General features: G+C 50.2%; 25 protein-coding genes, 1 tRNA gene and 1 pseudogene. 7 read left to right on the forward strand and 20 right to left on the reverse strand.

The window, feature by feature from the left end; translation table 11 throughout:
- Positions 1-99: 99 nt before the first annotated feature.
- From GS601_RS17065 to GS601_RS17095, 7 genes are all read right to left on the reverse strand, one after another.
- On the reverse strand, positions 100-2,580 hold the full coding sequence (locus tag GS601_RS17065) for a phosphoketolase family protein (RefSeq protein ID WP_162424495.1): 2,481 nt from the start codon (positions 2,578-2,580) through the stop codon (positions 100-102).
- A 107-nt stretch (positions 2,581-2,687) separates the two neighbouring features.
- Entirely contained in the window at positions 2,688-2,888 is a 201-nt protein-coding gene (locus tag GS601_RS17070) for a hypothetical protein (protein WP_162424496.1), read from the reverse strand.
- A 4-nt stretch (positions 2,889-2,892) separates the two neighbouring features.
- On the reverse strand, positions 2,893-3,183 hold the full coding sequence (locus GS601_RS17075) for an MFS transporter (RefSeq protein ID WP_162424497.1): 291 nt from the start codon (positions 3,181-3,183) through the stop codon (positions 2,893-2,895).
- Between the two features lie 65 nt (positions 3,184-3,248).
- Positions 3,249-3,322, reverse strand: a tRNA-Pro gene (locus GS601_RS17080).
- A gap of 97 nt (positions 3,323-3,419) precedes the next feature.
- The gene (locus tag GS601_RS17085) at positions 3,420-3,785 is read right to left on the reverse strand and encodes a DUF1818 family protein (RefSeq protein WP_162424498.1); all 366 of its coding nucleotides are present in this window, start codon (positions 3,783-3,785) and stop codon (positions 3,420-3,422) included.
- 6 nt (positions 3,786-3,791) lie between these two features.
- Complete coding sequence (locus GS601_RS17090) at positions 3,792-4,478, reverse strand: hypothetical protein (RefSeq protein WP_162424499.1); 687 nt, start codon at positions 4,476-4,478, stop codon at positions 3,792-3,794.
- Between the two features lie 79 nt (positions 4,479-4,557).
- A complete protein-coding gene (locus GS601_RS17095; RefSeq protein ID WP_162424500.1) occupies positions 4,558-4,803 on the reverse strand; it encodes a DNA-directed RNA polymerase subunit omega in 246 nt (81 codons plus the stop codon).
- Between the two features lie 181 nt (positions 4,804-4,984).
- On the opposite strand from GS601_RS17095, the gene GS601_RS17100 reads away from it, so the two are divergent.
- Together GS601_RS17100 and rdgB are read left to right on the forward strand one after the other, a co-directional pair.
- On the forward strand, positions 4,985-5,692 hold the full coding sequence (locus GS601_RS17100; RefSeq protein ID WP_162424501.1) for a GDSL-type esterase/lipase family protein: 708 nt from the start codon (positions 4,985-4,987) through the stop codon (positions 5,690-5,692).
- 22 nt (positions 5,693-5,714) lie between these two features.
- Positions 5,715-6,302 (forward strand): RdgB/HAM1 family non-canonical purine NTP pyrophosphatase, encoded by a 588-nt coding sequence (rdgB, locus tag GS601_RS17105; RefSeq protein ID WP_162424502.1) that lies wholly within the window; start codon positions 5,715-5,717, stop codon positions 6,300-6,302.
- A 411-nt stretch (positions 6,303-6,713) separates the two neighbouring features.
- Here the strand turns inward: rdgB and GS601_RS17110 are convergent, their stop codons facing one another.
- Positions 6,714-7,556, reverse strand: coding sequence for a M28 family peptidase (locus tag GS601_RS17110; RefSeq protein WP_162424503.1), 843 nt, complete (start codon positions 7,554-7,556; stop codon positions 6,714-6,716).
- A gap of 196 nt (positions 7,557-7,752) precedes the next feature.
- On the opposite strand from GS601_RS17110, the gene def reads away from it, so the two are divergent.
- Positions 7,753-8,313 (forward strand): peptide deformylase, encoded by a 561-nt coding sequence (gene def, locus GS601_RS17115; protein WP_162424504.1) that lies wholly within the window; start codon positions 7,753-7,755, stop codon positions 8,311-8,313.
- Here def and GS601_RS17120 read toward each other — a convergent pair.
- Positions 8,275-8,646, reverse strand: coding sequence for a TSUP family transporter (locus tag GS601_RS17120; protein WP_162424505.1), 372 nt, complete (start codon positions 8,644-8,646; stop codon positions 8,275-8,277). The genes def and GS601_RS17120 overlap by 39 nt on opposite strands.
- Positions 8,647-8,697: 51 nt before the next feature.
- Positions 8,698-10,461 carry an arginine--tRNA ligase gene (gene argS, locus GS601_RS17125; RefSeq protein ID WP_338017064.1) on the reverse strand — a complete coding sequence of 588 codons (1,764 nt, stop codon included), beginning with the start codon at positions 10,459-10,461 and terminating at the stop codon, positions 8,698-8,700.
- A gap of 191 nt (positions 10,462-10,652) precedes the next feature.
- Between argS and GS601_RS17130 the strand changes: the two genes are divergently transcribed.
- Positions 10,653-11,441 (forward strand): C39 family peptidase, encoded by a 789-nt coding sequence (locus GS601_RS17130; RefSeq protein ID WP_162424506.1) that lies wholly within the window; start codon positions 10,653-10,655, stop codon positions 11,439-11,441.
- Here the strand turns inward: GS601_RS17130 and nadC are convergent.
- Genes nadC through sufU form a run of 5 tightly spaced genes read right to left on the reverse strand, consistent with a single transcriptional unit; the run spans position 11,431 to position 15,763 of the window.
- A complete protein-coding gene (nadC, locus tag GS601_RS17135) occupies positions 11,431-12,297 on the reverse strand; it encodes a carboxylating nicotinate-nucleotide diphosphorylase (RefSeq protein WP_162424507.1) in 867 nt (288 codons plus the stop codon). The two genes, GS601_RS17130 and nadC, sit on opposite strands and share 11 nt — an antisense overlap.
- The gene (locus GS601_RS17140) at positions 12,298-13,500 is read right to left on the reverse strand and encodes an aspartate aminotransferase (RefSeq protein WP_162424508.1); all 1,203 of its coding nucleotides are present in this window, start codon (positions 13,498-13,500) and stop codon (positions 12,298-12,300) included.
- Positions 13,501-13,548: 48 nt separating this feature from the next.
- Complete coding sequence (locus GS601_RS17145; protein ID WP_162424509.1) at positions 13,549-14,730, reverse strand: iron-containing alcohol dehydrogenase family protein; 1,182 nt, start codon at positions 14,728-14,730, stop codon at positions 13,549-13,551.
- A gap of 29 nt (positions 14,731-14,759) precedes the next feature.
- Positions 14,760-15,275 carry a Ycf51 family protein gene (locus tag GS601_RS17150; protein ID WP_162424510.1) on the reverse strand — a complete coding sequence of 172 codons (516 nt, stop codon included), beginning with the start codon at positions 15,273-15,275 and terminating at the stop codon, positions 14,760-14,762.
- A 23-nt stretch (positions 15,276-15,298) separates the two neighbouring features.
- Complete coding sequence (sufU, locus tag GS601_RS17155) at positions 15,299-15,763, reverse strand: Fe-S cluster assembly sulfur transfer protein SufU (RefSeq protein WP_162424511.1); 465 nt, start codon at positions 15,761-15,763, stop codon at positions 15,299-15,301.
- Positions 15,764-15,938: 175 nt separating this feature from the next.
- Between sufU and GS601_RS17160 the strand changes: the two genes are divergently transcribed.
- Positions 15,939-17,117 carry a GuaB3 family IMP dehydrogenase-related protein gene (locus tag GS601_RS17160; protein ID WP_162424512.1) on the forward strand — a complete coding sequence of 393 codons (1,179 nt, stop codon included), beginning with the start codon at positions 15,939-15,941 and terminating at the stop codon, positions 17,115-17,117.
- Between the two features lie 413 nt (positions 17,118-17,530).
- Positions 17,531-17,689, forward strand: coding sequence for a hypothetical protein (locus tag GS601_RS17165; RefSeq protein ID WP_162424513.1), 159 nt, complete (start codon positions 17,531-17,533; stop codon positions 17,687-17,689).
- A 250-nt stretch (positions 17,690-17,939) separates the two neighbouring features.
- Here GS601_RS17165 and GS601_RS17170 read toward each other — a convergent pair whose 3' ends face one another.
- The 5 genes and pseudogenes from GS601_RS17170 to GS601_RS17185 all read right to left on the reverse strand — a co-directional run bounded on the left by GS601_RS17170 (position 17,940) and on the right by GS601_RS17185 (position 19,389).
- Positions 17,940-18,248, reverse strand: coding sequence for a DUF2442 domain-containing protein (locus GS601_RS17170; RefSeq protein ID WP_162424514.1), 309 nt, complete (start codon positions 18,246-18,248; stop codon positions 17,940-17,942).
- Positions 18,229-18,351, reverse strand: a pseudogene (locus GS601_RS23985) (DUF4160 domain-containing protein); the annotation flags it as partial. The pseudogene GS601_RS23985 and the gene GS601_RS17170, both read right to left, overlap by 20 nt.
- 194 nt (positions 18,352-18,545) lie before the next feature.
- Positions 18,546-18,908, reverse strand: coding sequence for a helix-turn-helix transcriptional regulator (locus GS601_RS22995; protein WP_202925163.1), 363 nt, complete (start codon positions 18,906-18,908; stop codon positions 18,546-18,548).
- Positions 18,909-18,911: 3 nt separating this feature from the next.
- On the reverse strand, positions 18,912-19,178 hold the full coding sequence (locus tag GS601_RS23000; protein WP_202925164.1) for a hypothetical protein: 267 nt from the start codon (positions 19,176-19,178) through the stop codon (positions 18,912-18,914).
- Positions 19,165-19,389: a hypothetical protein gene (locus GS601_RS17185; RefSeq protein ID WP_162424515.1), complete on the reverse strand. Its 225-nt coding sequence runs from the start codon at positions 19,387-19,389 to the stop codon at positions 19,165-19,167. The genes GS601_RS23000 and GS601_RS17185 overlap by 14 nt, the downstream gene beginning before the upstream one ends.
- A 441-nt stretch (positions 19,390-19,830) precedes the next feature.
- Between GS601_RS17185 and GS601_RS17190 the strand changes: the two genes are divergently transcribed.
- Positions 19,831-22,254 (forward strand): c-type heme family protein, encoded by a 2,424-nt coding sequence (locus GS601_RS17190; protein ID WP_162424516.1) that lies wholly within the window; start codon positions 19,831-19,833, stop codon positions 22,252-22,254.
- Positions 22,255-22,643: the final 389 nt, after the last annotated feature.

Below are 22,643 nucleotides of genomic sequence, written 5' to 3' on the forward strand. Positions count from 1 at the left end.
CAGTATGTTTTCGGCAGCAATTGGTTGGCAATCGATCGGTTCTAACATCATCTGGTTCATCTAGTTTCCCATCCGCTGCCAATGCATCAGCCCTGCCAATCACTCCGCCGATCGCGCAGTCGAATCATCTCCAACCATTGCCGACTCGGTACTGCTAGCGTGCTCAATCGTCTTTTTTTCTGATGATGAACCACTGTAATATTGCCATTTCCAGTCTTGAACTTCTGGCATATCTTCACCATGTTCAATAATGTAACGCTGATGATCGATCAGCTTATCTCGAATGATCTGCTTTGTATATGCCCCTGTGTTTCTAAGTTTTGCTACGCGATCGATGACATCGTTGGCTAAGTGGAAGCGATCGAGATCGTTAACCACAACCATATCAAAGGGTGTTGTCGTTGTGCCTTCCTCTTTATAACCGCGCACATGCAGATTTCTATGATTGGTGCGGCGGTAGGTGAGACGGTGAATCAGGTAGGGGTAGCCGTGAAAGGCAAAGATGATCGGCTTATCGACGGTGAAGATCGAATCAAACTCGCGATCGCTTAGCCCATGAGGATGCTCGGTTTGGGGTTGGAGGGTCATCAAATCTACCACATTGACCACACGAATCTTGAGATCTGGGTAGTGCGATCGCAAGAAATCTACAGCGGCTAACGTCTCCAAGGTTGGCACATCTCCGGCACACGCCATCACAACATCAGGCTCATGACCGCTGTCGTTGCTTGCCCACTGCCAAATACCAAGCCCGGCGGTGCAGTGCTTAATGGCGCTCTCCATGTCGAGCCACTGCAATTCGGGTTGTTTCCCCGCAACGATCACATTGACATATTGACGACTGCGTAAACAGTGATCCGCAACTGACAACAATGTATTCGCATCTGGGGGAAGATAAATGCGAATGACGTTGGGCTTTTTATTCATCACAATATCTAAAAAGCCTGGATCTTGATGAGTAAATCCGTTGTGATCTTGCCGCCAGACATGGGAAGTCAGCAGATAATTGAGCGATGCGATCGGCAATCTCCACGCGATATCTTCACACGTCTGGAGCCACTTGGCGTGTTGATTAAACATCGAATCAACAATGTGAATAAACGCTTCGTAGCACGAGAAAAATCCGTGGCGTCCGGTTAAGAGATAGCCCTCTAACCAGCCCTGGCAGAGGTGTTCGCTCAAGACTTCCATCACCCGACCGTCGGTGGAAATGTGATCGTCAATGGGTAAGATCTCTCCGGTAAACACGCGATCGCTGACTTCTAAAATGGCGTTGAGCCGGTTGGAATTGTTCTCGTCCGGCGACATGACCCGGAAATTGCGACTGTCCAGGTTGAGCGCCATCACATCGCGGAGAAACTCGCCAAGAATGCGCGTCGATTCTGTCTCAACGGTTCCTTCATCGGTCACGGGCACAGCGTATTGACGAAAATCGGGCAGACGCAAATCTTGGAGCAGCAAGCCGCCGTTGGCGTGAGGATTTGCCCCCATGCGCCGATCTCCGCTCGGTGCGAGTTCTGCAAGCTCTGGTTTAAGTTTGCCAGTGTGATCAAACAACTCTTCGGGTTTATAACTCTTCATCCACGCTTCTAGCATCCTCAAATGCTCTGGGTTGCTTCCCAGTTTGGCAAGCGGAACTTGGTGAGAGCGGAAAGTATTTTCGATCGGCAGTCCGTCTACTTCTTTCGGGCCTGTCCATCCTTTTGGCGTTCTTAGAATGATCATCGGATACTGCGATCGCTGTTTAAATCCGTGGGTTCTGGCGTCTCGCTGAATGCCCTGAATTTCAGCCACGATTTCATCAAGCGTTCCTGCCATCAATTGATGCATCATTGCCGGATCATCGCCTTCTACAAAGTAAGGTTTATATCCATAGCCAACAAATAAACTTTCGAGTTCGCGATCGCTCATCCGTGCCAAAACGGTTGGATTTGCGATTTTATATCCATTGAGATGTAAAATCGGCAGCACTGCCCCATCGCGCTCTGGGTTGAGAAATTTGTTAGAGTGCCAGCTAGTTGCTAGTGCCCCGGTTTCGGCTTCTCCATCGCCAATAACACAGCACACCATCAGATCAGGATTGTCAAACGCGGCTCCGTAAGCATGAGCTAACGAGTAGCCGAGTTCACCGCCTTCATGGATCGAACCGGGCGTTTCGGGGGCCGCATGGCTAGGAATCCCCCCCGGATAGGAAAACTGTAAGAACAGTTGTTTCATGCCCTCTTCGTCTTGAGTGATGCGGTTATATCGCTCGCTGTAGCTTCCTTCTAAATAGGTGTTTGCCACCATCCCTGGACCGCCGTGCCCAGGACCACAAATATAAATGGTGTTGAGGTCATAACGCTTGATCAATCGATTGAAATGAACATAGATAAAATTTAATCCTGGCGTTGTGCCCCAATGTCCGAGCAATCTGGGTTTAATCTGCTCGATCGTTAAGGGTTGCTTCAGCAGAGGATTGTCCCGTAGATAAATTTGTCCGACCGATAAATAGTTTGCTGCACGCCAGTAAGCATCTAGCTTTTGCAGTTCTTCCGCAGCCAAAGGAGACTTGATTTGAACGGAGTTTGCAACGGTCATAAGCTGTCACTCGCTAATGGGTTGGCGGTAATTGTGAACAATCGTAATCTGTCGCGTAATCTGTCGGGGGTGTGGAGTTTAGAAAAATACGATTAATCTGACCAATATTAATTTAACTTCTGAACCGCTCGCTTGCTGTCTGCCAGTTCAGTCGGACTCCAATAACTGCTCGGACTCCCATATCCATATATACCAATAGCGATTAAGCCGATCGCACTCAGGATGTAAACAATGGCGATGCCTGATCCTGCGCCAGTGCCAACAACAGAACTGAGGCTAATTGCAATCGGGCGATCAGACTGCATCAAGGGTTCAAATACGCGATCGGCGAGTGGTCCCGCAATCAGGGATCAGGCTCACAAGCTGAAACATCAAGGATTGAATCGCAAACATGCGCCCTTGCAAACTCGGCTCAACGGTGGTCATCCAAATCGCGGTATCACAACTGTTCATCACCGGAAAATTGAACGAGGAGCAAAACTGTGCTGGAATCCACACTTGGGGAACTTGTCCCAGCCCAAACACTAGCTTGCTGACACCCGCCCCAATCATGCCGCGCAACACCCCATCAACCGGTCGCCGCGATCCCTTCCACGCACGCATGACGATCGCTCCAGTGAACCCGCCAGAAAAGCGAAAACCCGCTACCAGAGCGGGTCTTGCTTCTATCGGAGCGACAGGATTTGAACCTGCGACCCCTACTACCCCAAAGTAGTGCGCTACCAAGCTGCGCTACGCCCCGAATCTTGCATTATACGCAGACTGTAAAGAGCAACGTCTCGAAGAACTGCGTTTAGCGCTTGATCACTATATCACACAGTGTCGGGTTCCATCAAATTTTAGAAGACATCCAAGGTGTGAACGGCTTGCAGTAACCCTATTACGGCGGTTGCAGCCCAAGCCCCCTCAGCTTTCCTACCTGACGACACCATTAGCCGCAGCGTGTAAGCATGGGCATACCCCTCCGCCTCAAGCCAAACTAGAGAACTCTCTAGCTCACAGGCAATTTTTTCTTCATCCATTAATTCGCCTGCTGTGTGCTGTAAGGTTTGGCTGAGTTGCGTGAGCAAGCGGCAGAAATCATGAAACTCGGCTTCGGTTAATTCGACTGCCCATTCGTCGGCTCCTACTAATCCTTTAAATTTGGGAGCACTTGAGTCCCAGCCGATTCGCCACCCTGAGCCAGTTTTAAGCAGTCGTGCCATAGGGTTTTATTTCAATAATTGCGCTCCGCCGGATGAGGGCTGGCTCGGCGGCGTGCTGAGGAGTCGCGGCGCTGGGGAAGCGGCAGGTGTTGATGCTCCTTGGTCTGACGGGCTGAAACTATCGACCAAAGCTTGGATGAGAGCGTTTCTCTGGTGACGATCGAGCTTAGTCAGAGCGTCGCGATCGCGCTCCAGCGGATTTTGCTCTAGATTATCTGCACTGGGATAGGTGGACGCATCGATCGGCTCATTGATGCCCAAATAATCTGCCAACGTCACTTTCCAATCCAAGCGATAATTGACCGGTCGCCCCTTGACATAGTAGTGATAGCGAATCAGGCGACTGGCGAGCGTATTGGTTGCATCGACCTTTCTAGTCTGTCGGTTGACATACTGATTTTCTAAAGGAAAGTTGGGCAACCGTTCGTAAACTTGCCGCCACACTTCTTGAATTCGGACTCGTCCGGAAGGGGTGGCATTGGTGGGCGCGGGGTCTGTTTGCGCCAAAAGAAGGGGTGAACCGAGTTGAAGCGTTTGCGTCTTTTTGCTAGGGAAAGCAAAATTCAGATGAGTACTGATCTGAACCTGCGGAGCGATCGCTTCACGAGCAATAACGGACAAAGGACGCCAGCTAGCCACCCCGAACGTTAGCAGCATCAACCCTAGCAGCAACATTAGCTTCGATTGCTTCATCGTCTCAGGCACTCCGGTCTTGATTGAACGTCTAAAAAAGCGAGATGAATAGCATTTTCACCTCGCCCTAAACCTTACCTTATTCGCCGATAATCTCTGGCTGAGTCAATTCGTCGGACATTTCGATGATTGCCCGCATGACGGGTTTCATCATTGGATCTTCGCCGCTATCAAAGTCTTCAAAGCGCCGACGCTTAGCCCGGTTCGCCACTTGAACGGTGATGCGATAGCGGTTAGAGGCAGCGTTAATCAGGTCATCAGCACGACGCATTAACTGAACTGTGTCAAAGGTTGGACGCTTATGGAGAGAGCCAGATTTTGCCATAGTAGAAAGTTGGAGAGTGAAGAATGCAGTCTTTAATTAGATTATAGGGGTGACATTTGCTTGAAGCTTGTGTAAAGTTTTGAAAATGCCAATTGATGGTGATAAAGTCCGAGTAACTCGTTTTGAACCCTGTCTCTTTGAACGCTGAGCGTATAGCCCCATCCCTAATTCATCCGGTTTCATGCAAATGCTTGCTTCTCTGTCTCAACTCAACAGTCCCCACACCTTGCAAGCTTCCCTGCGGCTGTTAGCCTTGGGAGACAGCTTAGTGTATGGCTTTGGTGACCCGGTGGGGGGTGGATGGGTTGAGCGGCTAAGGCGGCAGTGGATGACGCCGGGGGGAGCGAATCATGCACTTTATAACTTGGGGGTGCGGGGGGATGGAGTCCGGCAGGTTTCGGCTCGGTTAGAAGACGAATTTAAGAGCCGAGGCGAGTTGCGAAATCGGGTTCCGGATCTAATTATTCTGTCGGTTGGGGTAAACGATTCGCCACGATTGGGGCGACCCGACGGCAAGAACTACACCGATTTTGACCAGTTTCAATCTGACATGGCAGCGCTGCTCGATCGCGCTTGTCGATTGTGTCCTGTTTTGTTTGTTGGCATGATCCCGGTTGATGAAGCACAAATGCCATTTCTAAACTGCCTATATTACAACCACGCAGATCAATATCGCTACAAAGAGGCGACTCGGCTTGCCTGTGCAGAACGCCACATTCCCTATCTTGATCTGTTTGATCAATGGATGGCTCGCGGGTTGGAGTGGAGCAAGACGCAATTTACGGACGATGGATTGCATCCCAACGTGTCGGGGTATCAAACTTTGTTGCACGATATTTTAAGTTGGCAAGCGTTTCAGCATTGGATCAGGGAAAGCGATAGGGTATAGGGTGCTGATCGCTTAGGGGAACATGACGATGACTGTATTGGTGGTGGCGACGGGCAATCCAGGTAAGCTGCGGGAGATTCAGCCCTATCTTGAAGGATTGAGGTGGGAACTGAAGCTGAAGCCGCCGGAGATTGAGGTGGATGAGGTGGGAACGACGTTCGCTGAGAATGCAGCGTTGAAAGCTTCGCAGGTTGCGATCGCAACCCAAAACTGGGCGATCGCCGATGATTCGGGTCTCGAAGTAACGGCGTTGGACAATGCACCAGGAATTTTCTCGGCGCGATATGGGCTCTCTGATGGCGATCGCATCGATCGGCTACTGCGAGAGTTGGGCGACCACGGCGATCGCTCAGCCCGGTTTGTGTGTGCGATCGCCGTGGCTCAACCGGATGGCGCGATCGCGCTGCAAACGGAGGGAATTTGTCTGGGTGAAATTCTCACGGCGGCGCGCGGAAAGGGGGGATTTGGCTACGATCCTATCTTTTATGTCCCCGACCAGGGGTTAACGTTCGCCGAAATGCCTGCCGCCCTTAAACAAGAGGTAAGCCATAGAGGACGAGCCTTTCAGTCAATCTTGCCCCGCCTAAAAGCCCTAGATGCCGAAGCCTAATACCAATTTAAACACTGCCTGCTACGGATGAGGTCAAATGCTCTAGTGGCGTCGAATAGCCATTCTGATCGCAGGACTGCCCTCGATGGGTCAATTCCAGAAAACAGTCGCCCAATCTTCTGAATGAACGAGTCAATAGCATGAATTAACTAGGGAAGATACTGAATGAACGAGTCAATAGCATAAATTAACTAGGGAAGATACTGAATCGAGGCATGGATGGATTGAACAGACAGGGCAATTAGCGCAGAGCGCACCTTCACAGAAATGGGCTTTGCCAAGCTCTAAAGCATCGCCTCCCTGCTCTTGCTTTCCCTGTTTCGAGGGATCTTCTCAAGCATTTGTAGCAATGATTAATTGATTTGGTATTAGGGTCTCGTGAGGGGTCAACGACCCGCAGGCTAGAATCGCTTACAGCAGGCGGATACCGTTGATTAACCCCTGACAAACTTGAGTGAGAAAATTGAGGTCGAGCGTTTCGATGCGATCGCTGGGTTTGTGATAGTTTGGGTTTCTCAAGTCTGCGGTATCGGTCACCATGATCGCGCGGTAGCCCCGATCCCAAAATGCGGCATGATCCCCCCGGCGGGTAGAAGGTATGATCTGCCCTTTTAGCCCCGCAGGCAACCACTCTGCCCCAACTCCGACCCGCCGCATCACGCGACTCAGACGAATTAAATCTGGAATGGTCGGTAAATTTCCAATCAGTGCAATGAAGTTACCTTGAGACGGATAGAACCGCTCTAACCCCGCCGGATAGCGTTGGGAATGGGGCTGAGCAGTGGCATAACCAAGCATTTCTAAGGCAATCATCAGCCGAAGCGGTTCGCCGTTGAGTGCGATCGCATATTGCGTGTTTCCAAACGTGTCAGACTGCGTGTAAATCTCTTCCATGTCAAACGCAACGAGGCGAATGGGCGATCGGGCGGGTTGCTCGCAAAATGCTTTTGCCATTTCTAGCAAAACTGCTACTCCTGTAGCGTTGTCGTCTGCGCCCGGAGAGCCAGGAACAGCATCATAATGAGCACCAATTAGAATCGGTAGACGCTGTTGGTATCTTGCGGCTGGAAGATCCAAAATGAAATTAGTATGAGTTCTACCATTAACTTTAAATAGGTGGGATTTAACGGTTCCCCATTGCTCAAAGTGTTGACGAATATATTGCTGAACATAAAAATGTCCTTGGGTTGCAAAATAAGGATCGCGTTCGCGAACTAATTCGCTAAGATGTAATTCTAATCTTGTTTTTAGCATCGCACTCTTAAATTGCTGCTATGTTTTTTAATGTTATTCAACCTATACATAATGTGACGATCAAGACTAGCCAATCGTGATCGCGAGTTGGAATGCTTTGACTAACAAACGTCTTGCTCTCTGGCGTAGAGGTTGCCCGTTCATCTACTATTCGATAAAGTTTGATGAATAGGAACCCTCATCAGGAGCATTTTCTATGGAAGGCTTAACAATTGTCGAGCTTGGGCATCCCATGTTAAGACAAACTGCCCATGCGATCGCAACCATTCAAGACGAGCACATTCAAACCCTGATCGATCAGCTATTGGTAACGGTGAACCACGCCAATGGGGTTGGAATTGCTGCACCTCAAGTGGCTCAGCCGTTGCAACTGATGATCGTGGCATCGCGCCCCAGCCCTCGCTATCCAACCGCGCCAACCATGGAGCCAACGCCAATGCTCAACCCCCGCATTTTGTCTCACTCTACCGAAACCATAATCGGATGGGAAGGCTGTCTCAGCATTCCGGGAATCCGAGGCAAGGTGCCTAGATATCAAGCCATCGAGATTGAATACTGCGATCGCAGGGGTCATGCTCACAAAACTCAGCTTACGGATTTTGTGGCGCGTATTTTTCAACACGAATTCGATCATTTCAACGGCATTGTGTTTCTCGATCGCGTTGAAAACCCTCAAGACGTGATCACCGAGCAGGAGTATCAGGCGCTATTTGCCCCGTCATCGAATCCAGAGATACCGCACTCCGATGCCAATTAGAAATAGCCCGTAAAGGGTCTTAATCGTGCTGCTGCTGATGTAAGGCTGATTGGCAAATACCGCCCCAAAAAAATTGCCAATCAGAAGACCGATGGCAATCACGATCGCATGGTTGATATTAAGATTGCCGCTCCGATAATACACCGCCGCCGCCAGAATACCAATCGGAAGAATTTGTGCAGCAATCGATGTTCCCGTTGCAAATCTTTGATCCATTCCCAATAACAAAACCATTGCTGGAACCATAATTGCTCCGCCCCCAATTCCAAATACTCCTCCCGCAACTCCTGCCGCCAAGCCAATCGCTAGAAGCTGAATAAGCAGATTAGACATTCTTTCTCAACGTATTTTCTACAGGACTACAGGGATAGTATCGCAGTCTTCCTACATCCGCTCTAGGACTTGAATGCCAAGTAATGACAATCCCAGTTTTAACGTCCGCGCTGTGAGGTCGCATAACACTAGCCGCGAGGTGCGGGTCGGCTCTTCTGCTTGCAAGACCGGGCAGCGATCGTAGAACTGATTAAATTTCTGACTTAACTCAAACAAATACTGACACAAGCGATTGGGCATCAACTCTTGGCTGACTTGCCCGATCAGTTCGTCTAATTGCAGCAGATGTCTTGCCAACGCAAACTCCGTTTCTTCGTGCAGCAAAATCTTGATATCTGCTCCCAAGTTGCCGAAATCAATCTGCCCTTTCCGGCTAATACCCTGGATGCGGACGTAAGCGTAAAGCATATATGGCGCAGTGTTGCCTTGCAGTGCCAACATTTTGTCGAAACTAAAAATGTAATTGCTGGTGCGGTTTTGGCTCAAATCGGCGTATTTCACCGCGCTGATCCCCACAATGTGCGAGGTGTGCTCAATAAACGCTTGCGATTCGTGGCGGTCTTCTTCTTTGAGGCGAGTCTCTAAATCAGCGCGGGCACGAGCGATCGCTTCATCTAATAAGTCGCGCAATCGAACGGTTTCCCCAGAGCGCGTTTTCAGCCGTTTCCCATCTTCGCCCTGCACCAACCCAAACGGCACATGCACAACCTCTACCCCGTCCAAAATCCAGCCTGCCCGTCGTGCCACCTGAAAGACTTGGGCAAAGTGGTTTGCCTGCCCCACATCGGTAACGTAAATCAACCGATTTGCCCCATCGGTGTGAATGCGATAGCGAATCGCGGCTAAGTCAGTGGTGGCATAGTTGTAGCCCCCATCTGATTTTTGAATAATCAGGGGCAATCGCTCCCCTTCACGATTGGTAAAACCATCGAGAAAAACGCACTTTGCGCCTTGATCTTCGACCAGCAATCCTGCTTGCTCAAGATCGTCTACAACGCCCTGCAAGTATGGGTTATAAAACGACTCTCCTCGTTCTGTTAAACAAATATCTAACAGATCATAAATCGTCTGAAATTCTCGCCGTGACTGATTGCACAATAGTTTCCAGGCGCGATCGCTTTTCTGATCGCCAGACTGTAATGTAACAACTTGCTGTCGTGCTGCTTCTTGGAAGGCTGGATCGTCATCAAATCGTTGCTTTGCTTTTTTGTAAAATGTAACCAAATCTCCCAAATCTAATGCATCAGCCGTAGTCAGCGCGGCAGGACAGACTTCTTGCAAATAGGTAATCAACATGCCAAACTGCGTCCCCCAATCGCCGACATGGTTGAGCCGTAAAACGTCCTGACCTTGAAATTCTAAAACTCGGGCGATCGCATCGCCAATAATCGTCGATCGCAAATGCCCCACATGCATTTCCTTGGCAATGTTGGGGCTAGAAAAATCTACAATCACGCGCTGGGGCGACTCGGCAGTTTCAACGCCCAAGCGATCGCTGCGCTGCATGACTGCCAATTGTGCCTGCAAATACTCGGTTTTCAGCGTGATGTTGATAAATCCAGGACCGGCAATTTCTAACGGTTCGCACAGATCAGATAAATCCAGGGTTTGGACGAGTTCATCCGCGATCGCACGCGGGGCTTTCCCTAGTTTTTTCGCCAACGCCATCGCCACATTGGACTGATAATCCCCAAACTTTGGGTTGCTCGTAGGCACCAGCAGTGGATCGATGCCTGCCACTTCGTCACCAAAGGCGGTAACTAGAGCATCCTCAAAACGGTTCTTTAGATCAGCGATCGTTGCGTTCATAATCATTTAGCCAGAAGGGGGCGAGAGTCTCTCTTACCATAGCGACCCAGCTTATCTATGATCCAGCACCGTTATCGTTTGAGCAAGCTTTTCCCCAGTCAACCCCATCTATAACATTTAGGCAACTGGGGGAATGCTAGAAAAACGGTGTGTCACCCCTTCGCGATTTCAACTTGATTTCATCTGAAGGACAGTCCATGACTTTAACCCTAAAAATTCTGAGTGCAACTACCTTAAAACAAAAGCCCGTTCAATCGTCTGAGTTAGCCGATAACCAGAAACAACCGATCACTGCTGGAGAAGAATTTGAACTTGATTCCTACTCGGTTGAACACGATCATGTTCGCTGCTTTTTCGCTAAAAACACCTTCAAAGACACCAATGCTTGGTACGCTTTTGGCAAGCACATCCAAGTAAACCACGAGCAGACTCTGGTGTTTCCCAAGCCACTGCCGGATCATATAAAGCTGCCCATTCGCTACCGATCGCAGCGCGACAACCGGCTTAACCCCAACGGTTCGTGCAACGTCACCTCACTGGCTATGTGCTTAGATTTTTTAGGTGCCCCCCGTCGCAAAAGTCAGGGTCAGTTTGAAGATGAGCTTTATGAGCAGATGGAATGGTATGGGTTGCGCCGTCACCATCCTGAAGATCTGGCGCGGGTGGTTGAGATGTATGGCTGCCGCGATGTTTTCAGAAAAGACGCCAAGGTGGATCGCCTCAAAAGCTGGCTAGCCGAGGGCAACCCTGCGGTGATTCACGGCTATTTCACAAGTTTTGGTCACATCGTGGTCGCGGCAGGATATGACGCCACGGGGTTTTTGATTCACGATCCCTACGGGGAGTGGCATTCTTGGGGCTACGATCGCAATGAACCCGGTTGGTATGACAACAAAGGCGAGTATATCCACTACTCGTACAATTTAATTTCTCGCCTGTGCATAGCAGATGGCAGCTTTTGGGTGCATTTTATTTCTAAACCTTAAATCGCATACTCAAATCTAACCAGGGCGATCGGGTGATGGGGGCGCTGCTGGAGATGAAATCGACTCCGGTTTCGGCGATCGCGCGAATCGTCTCGATCGTCACATTTCCAGAGGCTTCGATTTTGACTCGCTCACCTGCTTGCCGAATGATGTGCACCGCCTGACGCATGACCTCTAGGGGCATATTGTCTAGCATGATGATGTCGGCGTTGTGCTGGAGCGCGGCTTCTACTTGGGCTAAGGTCTCGGTCTCAACTTCAATCGTCAGCGGATAGGGAATGCGATCGCGGACTTGGGCGATCGCATTTTCTATGCTGCCTGCCGCCGCAATGTGGTTATCTTTGATCATCACCGCATCATCAAGTCCCAACCGATGATTCACCGCCCCGCCAACTTGGGTGGCATATTTTTCTAGAAGCCGCAAGCCCGGTGTTGTCTTCCGGGTATCGACAAGCTGAGTGGGCAAATCAGCAATCTGGTCGGCGTAGGTTCGAGTTAGGGTGGCGATGCCGCTCAGTCGCATGGCTAGGTTGAGCGCGACCCGCTCTCCGGTAAGCAGGGCAGCAAACGCGCCCTCTAGTTCGGCGATCGGTTGCCCACTCTGACACCGCTCTCCCTCCGACACCAGCCTCCTAAACGTAACGGCATGATCCAGCAGATAAAACACCCTCGCCGCGATCGGCAGTCCGGCAATTACGCCCTCTTCTTTGGCGATCCACAGCGCTTGGTGTTGAGTGCCAGCATCCGATAGGCTTTGAGTGGTGCGATCGCCCCGCCCAATATCCTCCAAGAGCCAGTCTGTGAGAGCGCGATCAAGGACTAAAAAGGGAGGTAGGCTGGGGGAAAACGGGTTCATCTAAACAGCGACGGTTGACATGTCGTAGCGAATATTGGCTTGCTTGAGGCGTGCGATCGCTTCGCCTAAGCGATCGCACTCTGCAATTAAACTAATCCGAACATAGCCCTCACCGCCGCCACCAAACGCATTTCCGGGCGTCACCACCACCCCGGTTTGCTGCAACACCGCGAGGGCAAAGTCGGCAGATTTCATGCCCACCGGGCACGGAATCCACAAATACATCGTGGCTTTGGGTTTCGGAATCGACCAGCCCAGTTCTGCGAGTCCATCAATTAAAAAATCGCGGCGAGTGCGGTAGCGTTCTTGCACCTCAAATACATACTGGTCTGGCAATTGCAGAGCGGTTTCTGCGGCGGTTTGCAGGGCGGCAAAAATGCCGTAATCGAGGTTTGTTTTGAGGGTGCGTAAGCCTTGAATAATATGTCGATTTCCGACCACAAATCCAACCCGCCAGCCTGCCATATTATAGGTCTTAGATAGGGTGTGAAACTCTACGCCAATGTCTTTCGCTCCCGGAATTTCGAGCAAACTGGTCGGCTGATAGCCATCAAACGCCAGTTCGGCGTATGCCTGATCGTGAACCAGCAAAATTTCATGCTTGCGGGCAAACGCCACGACCTCTTCAAAAAACTCGCGGGGGGCAGTAGCCGTTGTGGGATTGCTTGGATAGTTGAAATAGAGGATTTTTGCGCGCTGTGCGATCGCATCTGGAATCGCCGCCAGATCAATCAACCAGTTCTTTTCTGCGGTGAGCACCAATGGATAAATTTCGGCTCCTGCAATCAACGGACCGCGAAAATGAGGCGGATAGGCAGGGCTAGGAACCAAAATCAGGTCGCCCGGATTGATATATGCCAGGGCGAGGTGGGTTAAGCCTTCTTTCGACCCAAGCAAGGGCAAGGCTTCGCCATCGGGATCGAGAGTCACGTTGTAGCGCCGCCCATACCAATTGGTGATCGCCCGCCGAAAGCTCGTCGTTCCTTCAAAGGGCGGATACCCATGGCTCTGAGCGTCTTGGAGTGCTCTAATGGCTGCGTCTACGATCGGGGCGGGTGGCGCTCCGTCTGGGTTTCCCATGCCCAGATCGATCAGATCAATGCCCTGCGCTCTGGCATTGGCTTTTAGCTCTTCCAATCGAGCAAACACGTACTGAGGCAAAGAGCTTAGGCGATCGGCAGCCGAAATCCAAGACAGACTCATGGGAACGGGAGGAATGAACGACGGATAAAAAAACAGAGCGTGAGTTGGTTATTCTACCTCAGAACGTAGCTCAGGATACGAAGTCGAGAGGTCTGATTTTGCGCTAAGACCCGGAGTTGTGGTAGAAACCATCGCTGCCATGAGGTGGGATGGTGCCACGGCAAACGGCAAGCGGTGCAGGTCAGAACTCGGCAAACAAGCCACCTCTGCCGCATGGTGAAGGTCTGCGATCGTCACTCCGCCCAATCCTAAATCTGTCAACGTTTGCGGCAACCCAATGGCGCTGTAAAACTTGATTAGCTGCTGCCGTGCGGTTTCTGCCAGCAAATTTCCTTGGATCATTTCTTCAAGGCGTAGCTGAACTAAAATTCCGTACGCTACTTTTTCGCCGTGCAGTGCGTCATGACTCGATCGCAAATGGGTCAACCCATTGTGAACAGCATGAGCCGCCACGGTTCGGCACTGCGCCCCACCGATGCCACCAATCACGCCCGCCATCAGCACCGAGGCATCTACCACTTCTTGCCAATCTTTGCCACCTGGTTCTTTCAGGGCACTGGCAGAGCGCTGAAACAAGATATCCCGCAGCACCCTTGCTTGTTGAACTGCCGCGATCAGCAGCGTCTGATCCGACTGACCACTACTCACCGAGGCTTCATACCACTTTGCGATCGCGTCTCCAATCCCAGCAACTAGCGTCCGCTCTGGAGCAGTTGCAATCAGGTCATAATCTAAAACCAACAGATCTGGGCATCGCGCCAAGCTGACATCGTACAGAAAGGCATGGTGCTCAGAGTACACGTTGGAAAGCGCCGTCCAAGCCGCACAGGTTGCCGCAGAGGTGGGGATCGTCACGACCGGCAAACTGCATTGATTCGCCAACAATTTCGCAGCATCCAACGCCTTGCCCCCGCCCACGCCAATGATCAGATCGGCATGATGATCTGCCCCGGCTTGCTGCAACGATCGCAGCGCCTCCTCGCTACAATCTTTGCCGTAGGAAGCCGTGGCGCTGGCTAAATGATGGGCTTTGAAGACAGGCTTGAGGCGCGGTTTGACCAGATCCAACGTGCGATCGCCGCCGACGACCAAGGGGCGCGATCCCAACCGCGTGAACGCCTTGCTCCACGGAGCGGTTGTGTCGCCCATCTGCTCTAAAACGTTGAATCCCCGAATCACTTGAGCCGGAGCAATCGACAGCGAGATGAATGAATCCATTGAAGTAGCCATTTTACAACGTTACACGGGGGTAAGCGGGGTTAAGCCGGGGGTTGAGAAAGCTGAGCCAGGGCATCGGGGTAAGTCGTGTAACGTGCCTGCTCATCTTCTCGCGTAGACAGCGATCGCTGGACTTCTCCTAAAAACAAAGGCTGAGAGACGCCCGGTTGGGGATGGGTAATCGTGCGAACTCGGATCGTCATGCGATTTCCTTGTCCTAACCGCCCAGGCGAAAACAAATCGAGCGACGCTTGACGCATTGTGGCTTCTAGCTGAGTTGGTGTAATGTCGGGGGGCACAGCAATGACAACCTGAGAGGCTCCTGTGTCAAAAACTCGCGAGTAATGCACCGCATCTACCACACTTGGGCGGGTATAAAGCCCAAAGCCCAGCGCAAAAATAGCGCCAGTCAGAACGCCCATAAAGCTAGTAACCCCTACCAATCGGAAGCGAAAGCCCCACTTGAAAAGGAACGCTAACACGGTCAAGACGGCAAAGGCGATCGTGGCGATGCCCGACCATTGAGCACTGGCAAAGAGTTGATCTGTTTCAAACATGAGACTAGGGAGAAAATAACGGCTTATTCGTTGCTGACAAATTCAGTCGGCTGGGTCGAGGCTTCTAGGGCTGCCTTTAACGTGTGCCAGGTAAGCGTCGCGCACTTGATTCGCACAGGAAATTGAGAGACGCCTTGCATCACGTTGAGTTTGCGGTGTTCGGTCGAAAACTCTGCCTTGCCTTGCATCATGGTTTGGAAACGCTGCACCATGTCTAACGCTTCTGCGGTGGTTTTGCCGCGCATCGCTTCTGCCATTAAATCTGCCGATGCCATTGCGATCGCACAGCCTTCCCCTTCAAACCGCACCTCTTCGATGCGATCGCCTGTGCCATCAAGTTGCACGGTTAGCTCGATCGTGTCTCCACACGACGGATTGTGCCCCCGCTGATGCCGGTGAACGGGTGCTGTCACGCCCCGAAACTTTGGCTTTTTATAGCGCTCTAAAATGACTTGCTGATACAGATCACGTAAATTACCTGTCGTCATGAGTTTATCTTTCTTTGCCCCGGTTCTGTTGCTGTTTCCATCCTATCAGTGTCTTCCTAAATCGACCTTGCGACAAACCCTGCCCTCATCATTCGTCCCTCTCCACCCCCTATTTTCCCACCCAATCCCAATTGAAATTTGATACTCTATCCAAATACTCTTGGGGAACAAAGGTGTGGACATTCAAATCGGCAGGGGCAAAACCGCTCGCAGGGCTTACGGGTTCGATGAAATTGCATTAGTTCCAGGGGCAAGAACCCTCGATCCAAAACTGGCAGATACCCGCTGGAGCATTGGCGGCATCGATCGCGAAATTCCGATTATCGCCAGTGCTATGGATAGCGTCGTCGATGTTGGAATGGCAGTACAACTCTCTAAATTGGGTGCGTTAGGGGTCTTAAATTTAGAAGGGGTGCAGACGCGCTACGCCGATCCCCATCCTGTGCTCGATCGCATTGCGTCCGTCGGAGCAACAGAATTTGTGCCGTTGATGCAAGAATTATACTCGCAGCCGATCAAACCAGAATTGATCGAAAAGCGGATCGGGGAAATTAAGCAGCAGGGCGGCATTGCGGCGGTCAGTGGAACTCCTGTTGCGGCAATGAAATATGGACAGATTGCGGCTAAAGCCGGAGCCGAATTGTTCTTGATTCAAGCGACAGTCGTTTCAACGGCCCACTTGTCACCCGACACAGACCCAAGCGGGGCTAGTGTGCCTCTTGATCTGGCTAAGTTCTGCGAAGAAATGCCGATCCCCGTCGTTCTTGGCAACTGCGTTACCTACGATGTAACCATGAATCTTCTCAAAGCAGGCGCTGCTGGAATTATGGTGGGCATTGGTCCGGGTGCAGCCTGTACCTCTCGTGGTGTGTTGGGCGTGGGCGTTCCGCAGGCGACGGCGGTTGCAGATTGTGCAGCGGCTCGGGATGACTTTTATCATCAAACCGGGACATATATTCCTGTGATTGCCGATGGCGGTTTAATTACGGGCGGCGACATTTGCAAATGTATTGCGTGCGGTGCAGATGCTGTCATGATCGGGTCACCGTTTGCCAGGGCGCAAGAAGCACCGGGGCGCGGCTTCCACTGGGGCATGGCAACCCCAAGCCCTATTCTACCAAGGGGTACTCGAATCCGGGTTGGCACGACAGGAACTCTAAAGCAGATCTTGCGCGGACCAGCACAACTTGATGATGGCACTCATAACCTCTTGGGTGCACTACAAACCAGTATGGGAACTTTGGGCGCAAAAGACATCAAGGAAATGCAGCAAGTCGAAGTGGTGATCGCTCCCTCTCTCTTGACGGAGGGCAAGGTCTACCAAAAGGCACAACAATTAGGTATGGGTAAATAGTGACCTTTTACGCTTTACAATGGGCGGCTGTAAACCACCCACTCTTACAAACAGCTTAAGAACTGCGAACCACTGATTAGTTTCTGATCGCTTTCTTAAGAGTTTTACTGTCGTTTGGTGAAGCGCTGATAAAACTAAATATGTCGTCTACAATAAAGGGAGCGGAGACGCATGTTTCCGTTCACTCCTCACACCACACTCCGCCTGGACTACGGTTCGGGCGGTTCCTTAGTTTAAAGGGAAAATAAAGTTTAAAGGCACAAAAGTGTTGAGCAACCGGTAATAGTTTTTCTTAGTGGCGTTGCTGAAGGCAAGTATGATTTGCCCTTCTTTCCAACTCTTCTCCTTGGGGAGAAGGGAGCTAAAATTCTTGTTCCTTCTCCTTTTGGGAGAGGGCGAGTGGGTCATTTGGCATGATGACAGCGAATGAAGAACTAATTCAAGCGATCGAGCGATCCGGTACGGATCAGCTTCGCTGCGCGCCCGATGATCTGGTTCAAGCCCTATTAGAAATTCTAAAGCGCACCTTGATGAATTCACTTGTTGAGAATGGGTTTGAGGATTCATTGTGACTGACCTTGAGCGGCAAGCACACGGACTATTGCAAGCACTTTTATCGGTGCCATTTGAGTCCTGTGCTGCAATTACTCGCGAGTTTAGAGGTTTGCCACTGTTGCCTGGGTTGTATGCGGTTAGGCATCGAGAAGTAAGGTATTTTACATTGGTAAAAAAAAGCTGCGAGAGCGGTTTAGGGGAGGGCGCAAAGCCTGCACTTGGTCATGGTTGGATGAGTATTTGCATCAGGAGGTTGTGATCGCATTGTTAAACCCTCTTCATTCGGTTGCTTAACCATCGCTGAAAGGATGTTTGACTTTCGCCTGAAGGTTTCCCAAGTATAAGATTTTTAACGCTAATATCTTCATCTAGTTGATGCCAATGAACCCCACTACCGCTAGCAATCAATCGATAGTCTTGACGTTCCTCAGGAGAGCCATGCAAAAGGCGTGGATACCATGCCAAAGGAACGGATAGAGTGCGCCCATCTGATAAGTCCGTGGAAAGCGTATCATCCGTGATACTCACTTGCAGAATCGTGGGTATTTCAAGCAGTTCAATCGTTAAAGAATTCATGCCAACCTGCCAATAATTGCGCTTGATGATCTTCAATCAGGTTTTGAATGCGATTAATCTCTGTGCGGCTAAATCCTCTGTTACTTTGCAACCGGATAGGGTCAAGCCAAAACTTAGCTTCATTCTGATCCCGTTCAACATGTACATGGGGCGGTTCATCGCGATCGCCTGCCTAGCAGAAGAAGCGATAGGGTCCGATATTTAACAGAGTCGGCATTGACGTTCAGGCAATTTAGGATCGTGACAATTTAGAATCGTGAATTGAATAACTTGCAATGGTTTAGTAGTCTCATTCTATCACTGCGTCCCTTGCCGCCCCGCCAAACACTCACTTGGTGTCATGCCAAACTGCCGCTTAAATCCCGCTGCAAAATGTCCCAAATGAGCATAGCCGAACTGATTCGCCACTTCTGCAACCGTGCAAGTTCTTTCTCGCAACAGTAGTTCTGCCTGTTTCATTCGTTGCTGCGTCAAGTAGCCCACGACTGTTGTGCCAAACACCTCTCGAAAGCCCCGTCGCAAGGTGCGATCGCTGACTCCTACCTGTCGTGCTAAGTCTAGTAAAGCAGGCGGCTGCTCTAAGCGGGAGTGCAAAATCTCTTTCGCATGATAAATCCGAGCGATCGTATCAAGTTTGCGTCCGGGTTGCGGATTGCACAATCTTTAGTCAACCAGAATTGATTGTAATTGCAAGCTCAGTAGCTCAAACACTTTTTCTTGCAGATACAGCCGCCGGATTGCACCCCGAAACGGAGCATCCCAAACTTGCCGTGCTGCCCGCCGCATTGCGTCAGTCGTAATGGGAAAAAACGAAGCTTTCCAATCTTCTTGCTTCACCAGTACCTTTAACAGCGCATCATTGCAGCCTGCCATACCGGAAAAGAATTCGATAAACACCTCTGGCAGCAGGTGAATATTAATCCAGACCAAGCGTTGCGATCGAACATACCTTGCAGTGCTGACCTTCTAGCGTTGGATACCCTTCTTCATGAAAAATGTCTCCAGACAGCACTATGCAAGATTGCATCAGATGGTCATGGACTGGGATTTTGAGCATCCAATCTCGATGGAACGATCGCTCTGTCCACGCTAACCACATTCCTGGCAGCACTTCTATCTCACGGGTATAGCCCTGTCCCAACTAGGCTGGAATTCCTTGATACCACTCAAAGTCATCGAGTACAGGACGAAGCGGAGGCTGGGGAGCCTGCTGACAGAGTTCCCCAGTCTGAATTGATTAAGAATGAGCATCTTGGTAGAACTCAATCATAGAACTTAATGAAAGACAGTTGCAATAATATCACAATTTCATGAGTTGTCTATCAACGACGCTGCGATCGGTGCACCGTTCTTTGATAGCAGATAACAATCGGAGATTAACAGTCGGAGATTGTCGGGAGTGTCGTTCGCAATCAAAATATCGCCACGAAAAACGGGGCGGACATCATATCAAAGACTATAGATTAAAGAATGCAGAGATTAAAGAATGCAGAGATTAAAGAATGTAGAGCATATCCTCAGATTAACGGATACTCCAGGCAAGATGGAACCATGAAATACGAAAGTATGTGAGAGAGTGGGGATGCTCAATCATTTGAAGTTAGGACCTAAATTTACGCTACTGCTGGCGATCGTATTTGCGATCGGCATGGTGCTTAGTGGGGTGACACTGGGGTTCACCATTCAACATGAAGCCGAAAAAAGCATCACCACCCGCGCAGAATTGCTCACTCAAATGATGAACTCTGTTCGCAGTTACACGAGCGATCATGTCGAGCCACTCCTCAAAGAAAAATTAGTCATCGAACCAGAGTTTGTTCGCGAAACGGTTCCTTCTTTTTCTGCCCGCGCTGTGTTTGAGCAGTTCCGCAGCCGTCCAGAATACAGCAGTTTCTTCTACAAAGAAGCCACTCCAAACCCTACGAATCCCAAGAATCTGGCAGACGATTTTGAAGCTGGTTTATTTGCACAGTTTCGGCAGCAGCCGGATCTCACAATGTTATCTGGATACCGGACGATCGCAGACAAACACTTGTATTATACGGCTCGTCCTCTTGTGGTGCGAGAAGCGAGTTGTTTACAATGCCATACGACACCTGCCCTTGCCCCAAAGAGCCAACTTGCAACCTATGGCAGTAGAACAGGCTTTGGCTGGCGCTTGAATGATGTGATTGCTACACAGGTGATTTATGTGCCAGCAGATGAAGTGTTGGCACGCGGACGGGAAAATACGGTGTGGATCATGGGAATTTTCAGCACTATTTTTGCGATCGCAATCCTGTCGATCAACCGCTTACTCAAGCGTGCCATTGTTCAGCCGCTCAAACAACTCACTGCGATCGCGCGTCACCTCAGCAACGAGTCTCTTACGACAGAACAAGTGAAAGAATTTGAGACGCCTGCAATTGCAAAAGTGGCTCAACGGCGCGATGAACCTGGACAGCTTGCCCGCACGTTTCAGCACATGGCGCACGAAGTGGCAGAACGGGAAGAACATTTGAATCAAGCGGTTGAAGAGCGCACCGCACAACTAGCAGAACGAACGAAAGAAGCACAGGAAGCAAACAGCGCCAAAAGCCAGTTTCTCGCCACCATGAGTCATGAACTGCGAACGCCACTGAATATCATTCTAGGATTTTCACAATTGATGACGCGTAATCGCTCGCTAGACGCAACACAGCAAGGATATCTCGATACGATTAATCGCAGTGGTGAACACTTATTGGGCTTGATTAACAACGTATTAGATCTCGCTAAAATTGAAGCTGGAAAAATCACGCTAAACGAAACAAATTTTGATCTCAATGGTGTATTGAATTGGGTACAAGCCATGTTCCAATTCAAAGCTCAATCGAAAGGAATTGAATTTGGGATTGAACAAACCAATGCTTTACCCAATCAAATTTATACAGATGAGGGAAAGCTACGCCAAGTTTTAATCAATCTCATTGGAAACGCAATTAAATTCACGCAAAGGGGTCAAGTGATTCTCCGAGTCATGCGTGAGCGCGAGCATATCTTACATTTTGAAGTCGAAGACACCGGAGCAGGCATTGCCCCCTCCGAGCTAGATCGATTGTTTCAGCCCTTTGTCCAGACCGAAAGTGGACGCAAAACCCAAGAAGGAACCGGACTCGGTTTAGCGATCGCGCATCAGTTTGTGCACCTCATGGGCGGCACGCTTACGGCAGAGAGTCAAATCGGCGTAGGCACAACATTTCGCTTCTCCATCAACGCGCAATTTCTAGAGACACCCTCAACGCGATTTGCTCCATTAAGCTCTGAAGGATCGCAGACTGCTCAACAGGTAATTGGACTTGCCCCTAAACAACCAACTTATCGAATTCTTGTGGTTGATGATATTGCTGAAAATCGTCAGCTTTTAGTCGAGTTATTGCAACCCATTGGTTTTGATGTGCGAGAAGCTAGCAGTGGACGAGATGCCATTGCCCTGTGCCAAACTTGGCTGCCCCACCTGATTTGGATGGATATTCGGATGCCTGAGATGGATGGTTACGATGCAACCCAGCAGATTAAAGCAACGATGACCACTGCCCCAGTTGTGATTGCCTTAACAGGAAGTGCCTTTGAAGCCGATCGCAATAGTGCAATTGCACGAGGGTGCGATGATTTTGTACGCAAGCCGCTCCGCGCTGAGACCATTTTTGCAAAAATAGCAGAGCATTTAGATGTTCGCTATGCTTATGCACCTGATGCCGCCGTAGATGGAGTGAGTCAGCATCAAACCTTGCAAAACAATGTTGCGATTCCTTCGGAGTTGCGAATCGCAGATCTCACAATCATGTCTTCAGAGTGGATCGCGCAACTTCATCACGCCGCCACACGAGTCAATTCTAAAGACCTTCTCTCACTGATCGATCAAATTCCAGCAGAATACGGTTTGCTGATCAATGCTTTAACCCATTTGGTGAACAATTTCCGCTTCGCAGACCTCAAAACCTTAACCAATCAAGATGCAAGACCCGATGTTGGTGAACGTTCCTAGTAGATTGTCAACTTCGAGTTGAGGAGTGGATGGGTGCATGAGTCGATGGATTCGATTACTAGTCTCCCCCTCTCCCCAGCGCGTTGTGAAATTTGGGTTGTCGCGAGACATCCTTTGAACTCTAGCAACTGCATTCGGTGTATTCGCAGGAGCCAAACGTTCCTATCAAATCCTGCATGGCTGAAGCATGACAAATGTAATGGGTTGGACATGACAATCATTCGATGTGGCGCGATATCGCTTTTGAGTAAATTAAACACATCAACCGAAAGGAGCAACAAACCAACCGCGGTTCGAGTAACACGAAAGAGATGATACCAAATTGAAAAAAGGGAGAGACAAATGAGAGAATGGGTTCTGCCGTGTGGAGAAAAACAGCAATGTCAGGT

The organism is Myxacorys almedinensis A (assembly GCF_010091945.1).
Classification (GTDB): Bacteria; Cyanobacteriota; Cyanobacteriia; order Leptolyngbyales; family Leptolyngbyaceae; genus Myxacorys; species Myxacorys almedinensis.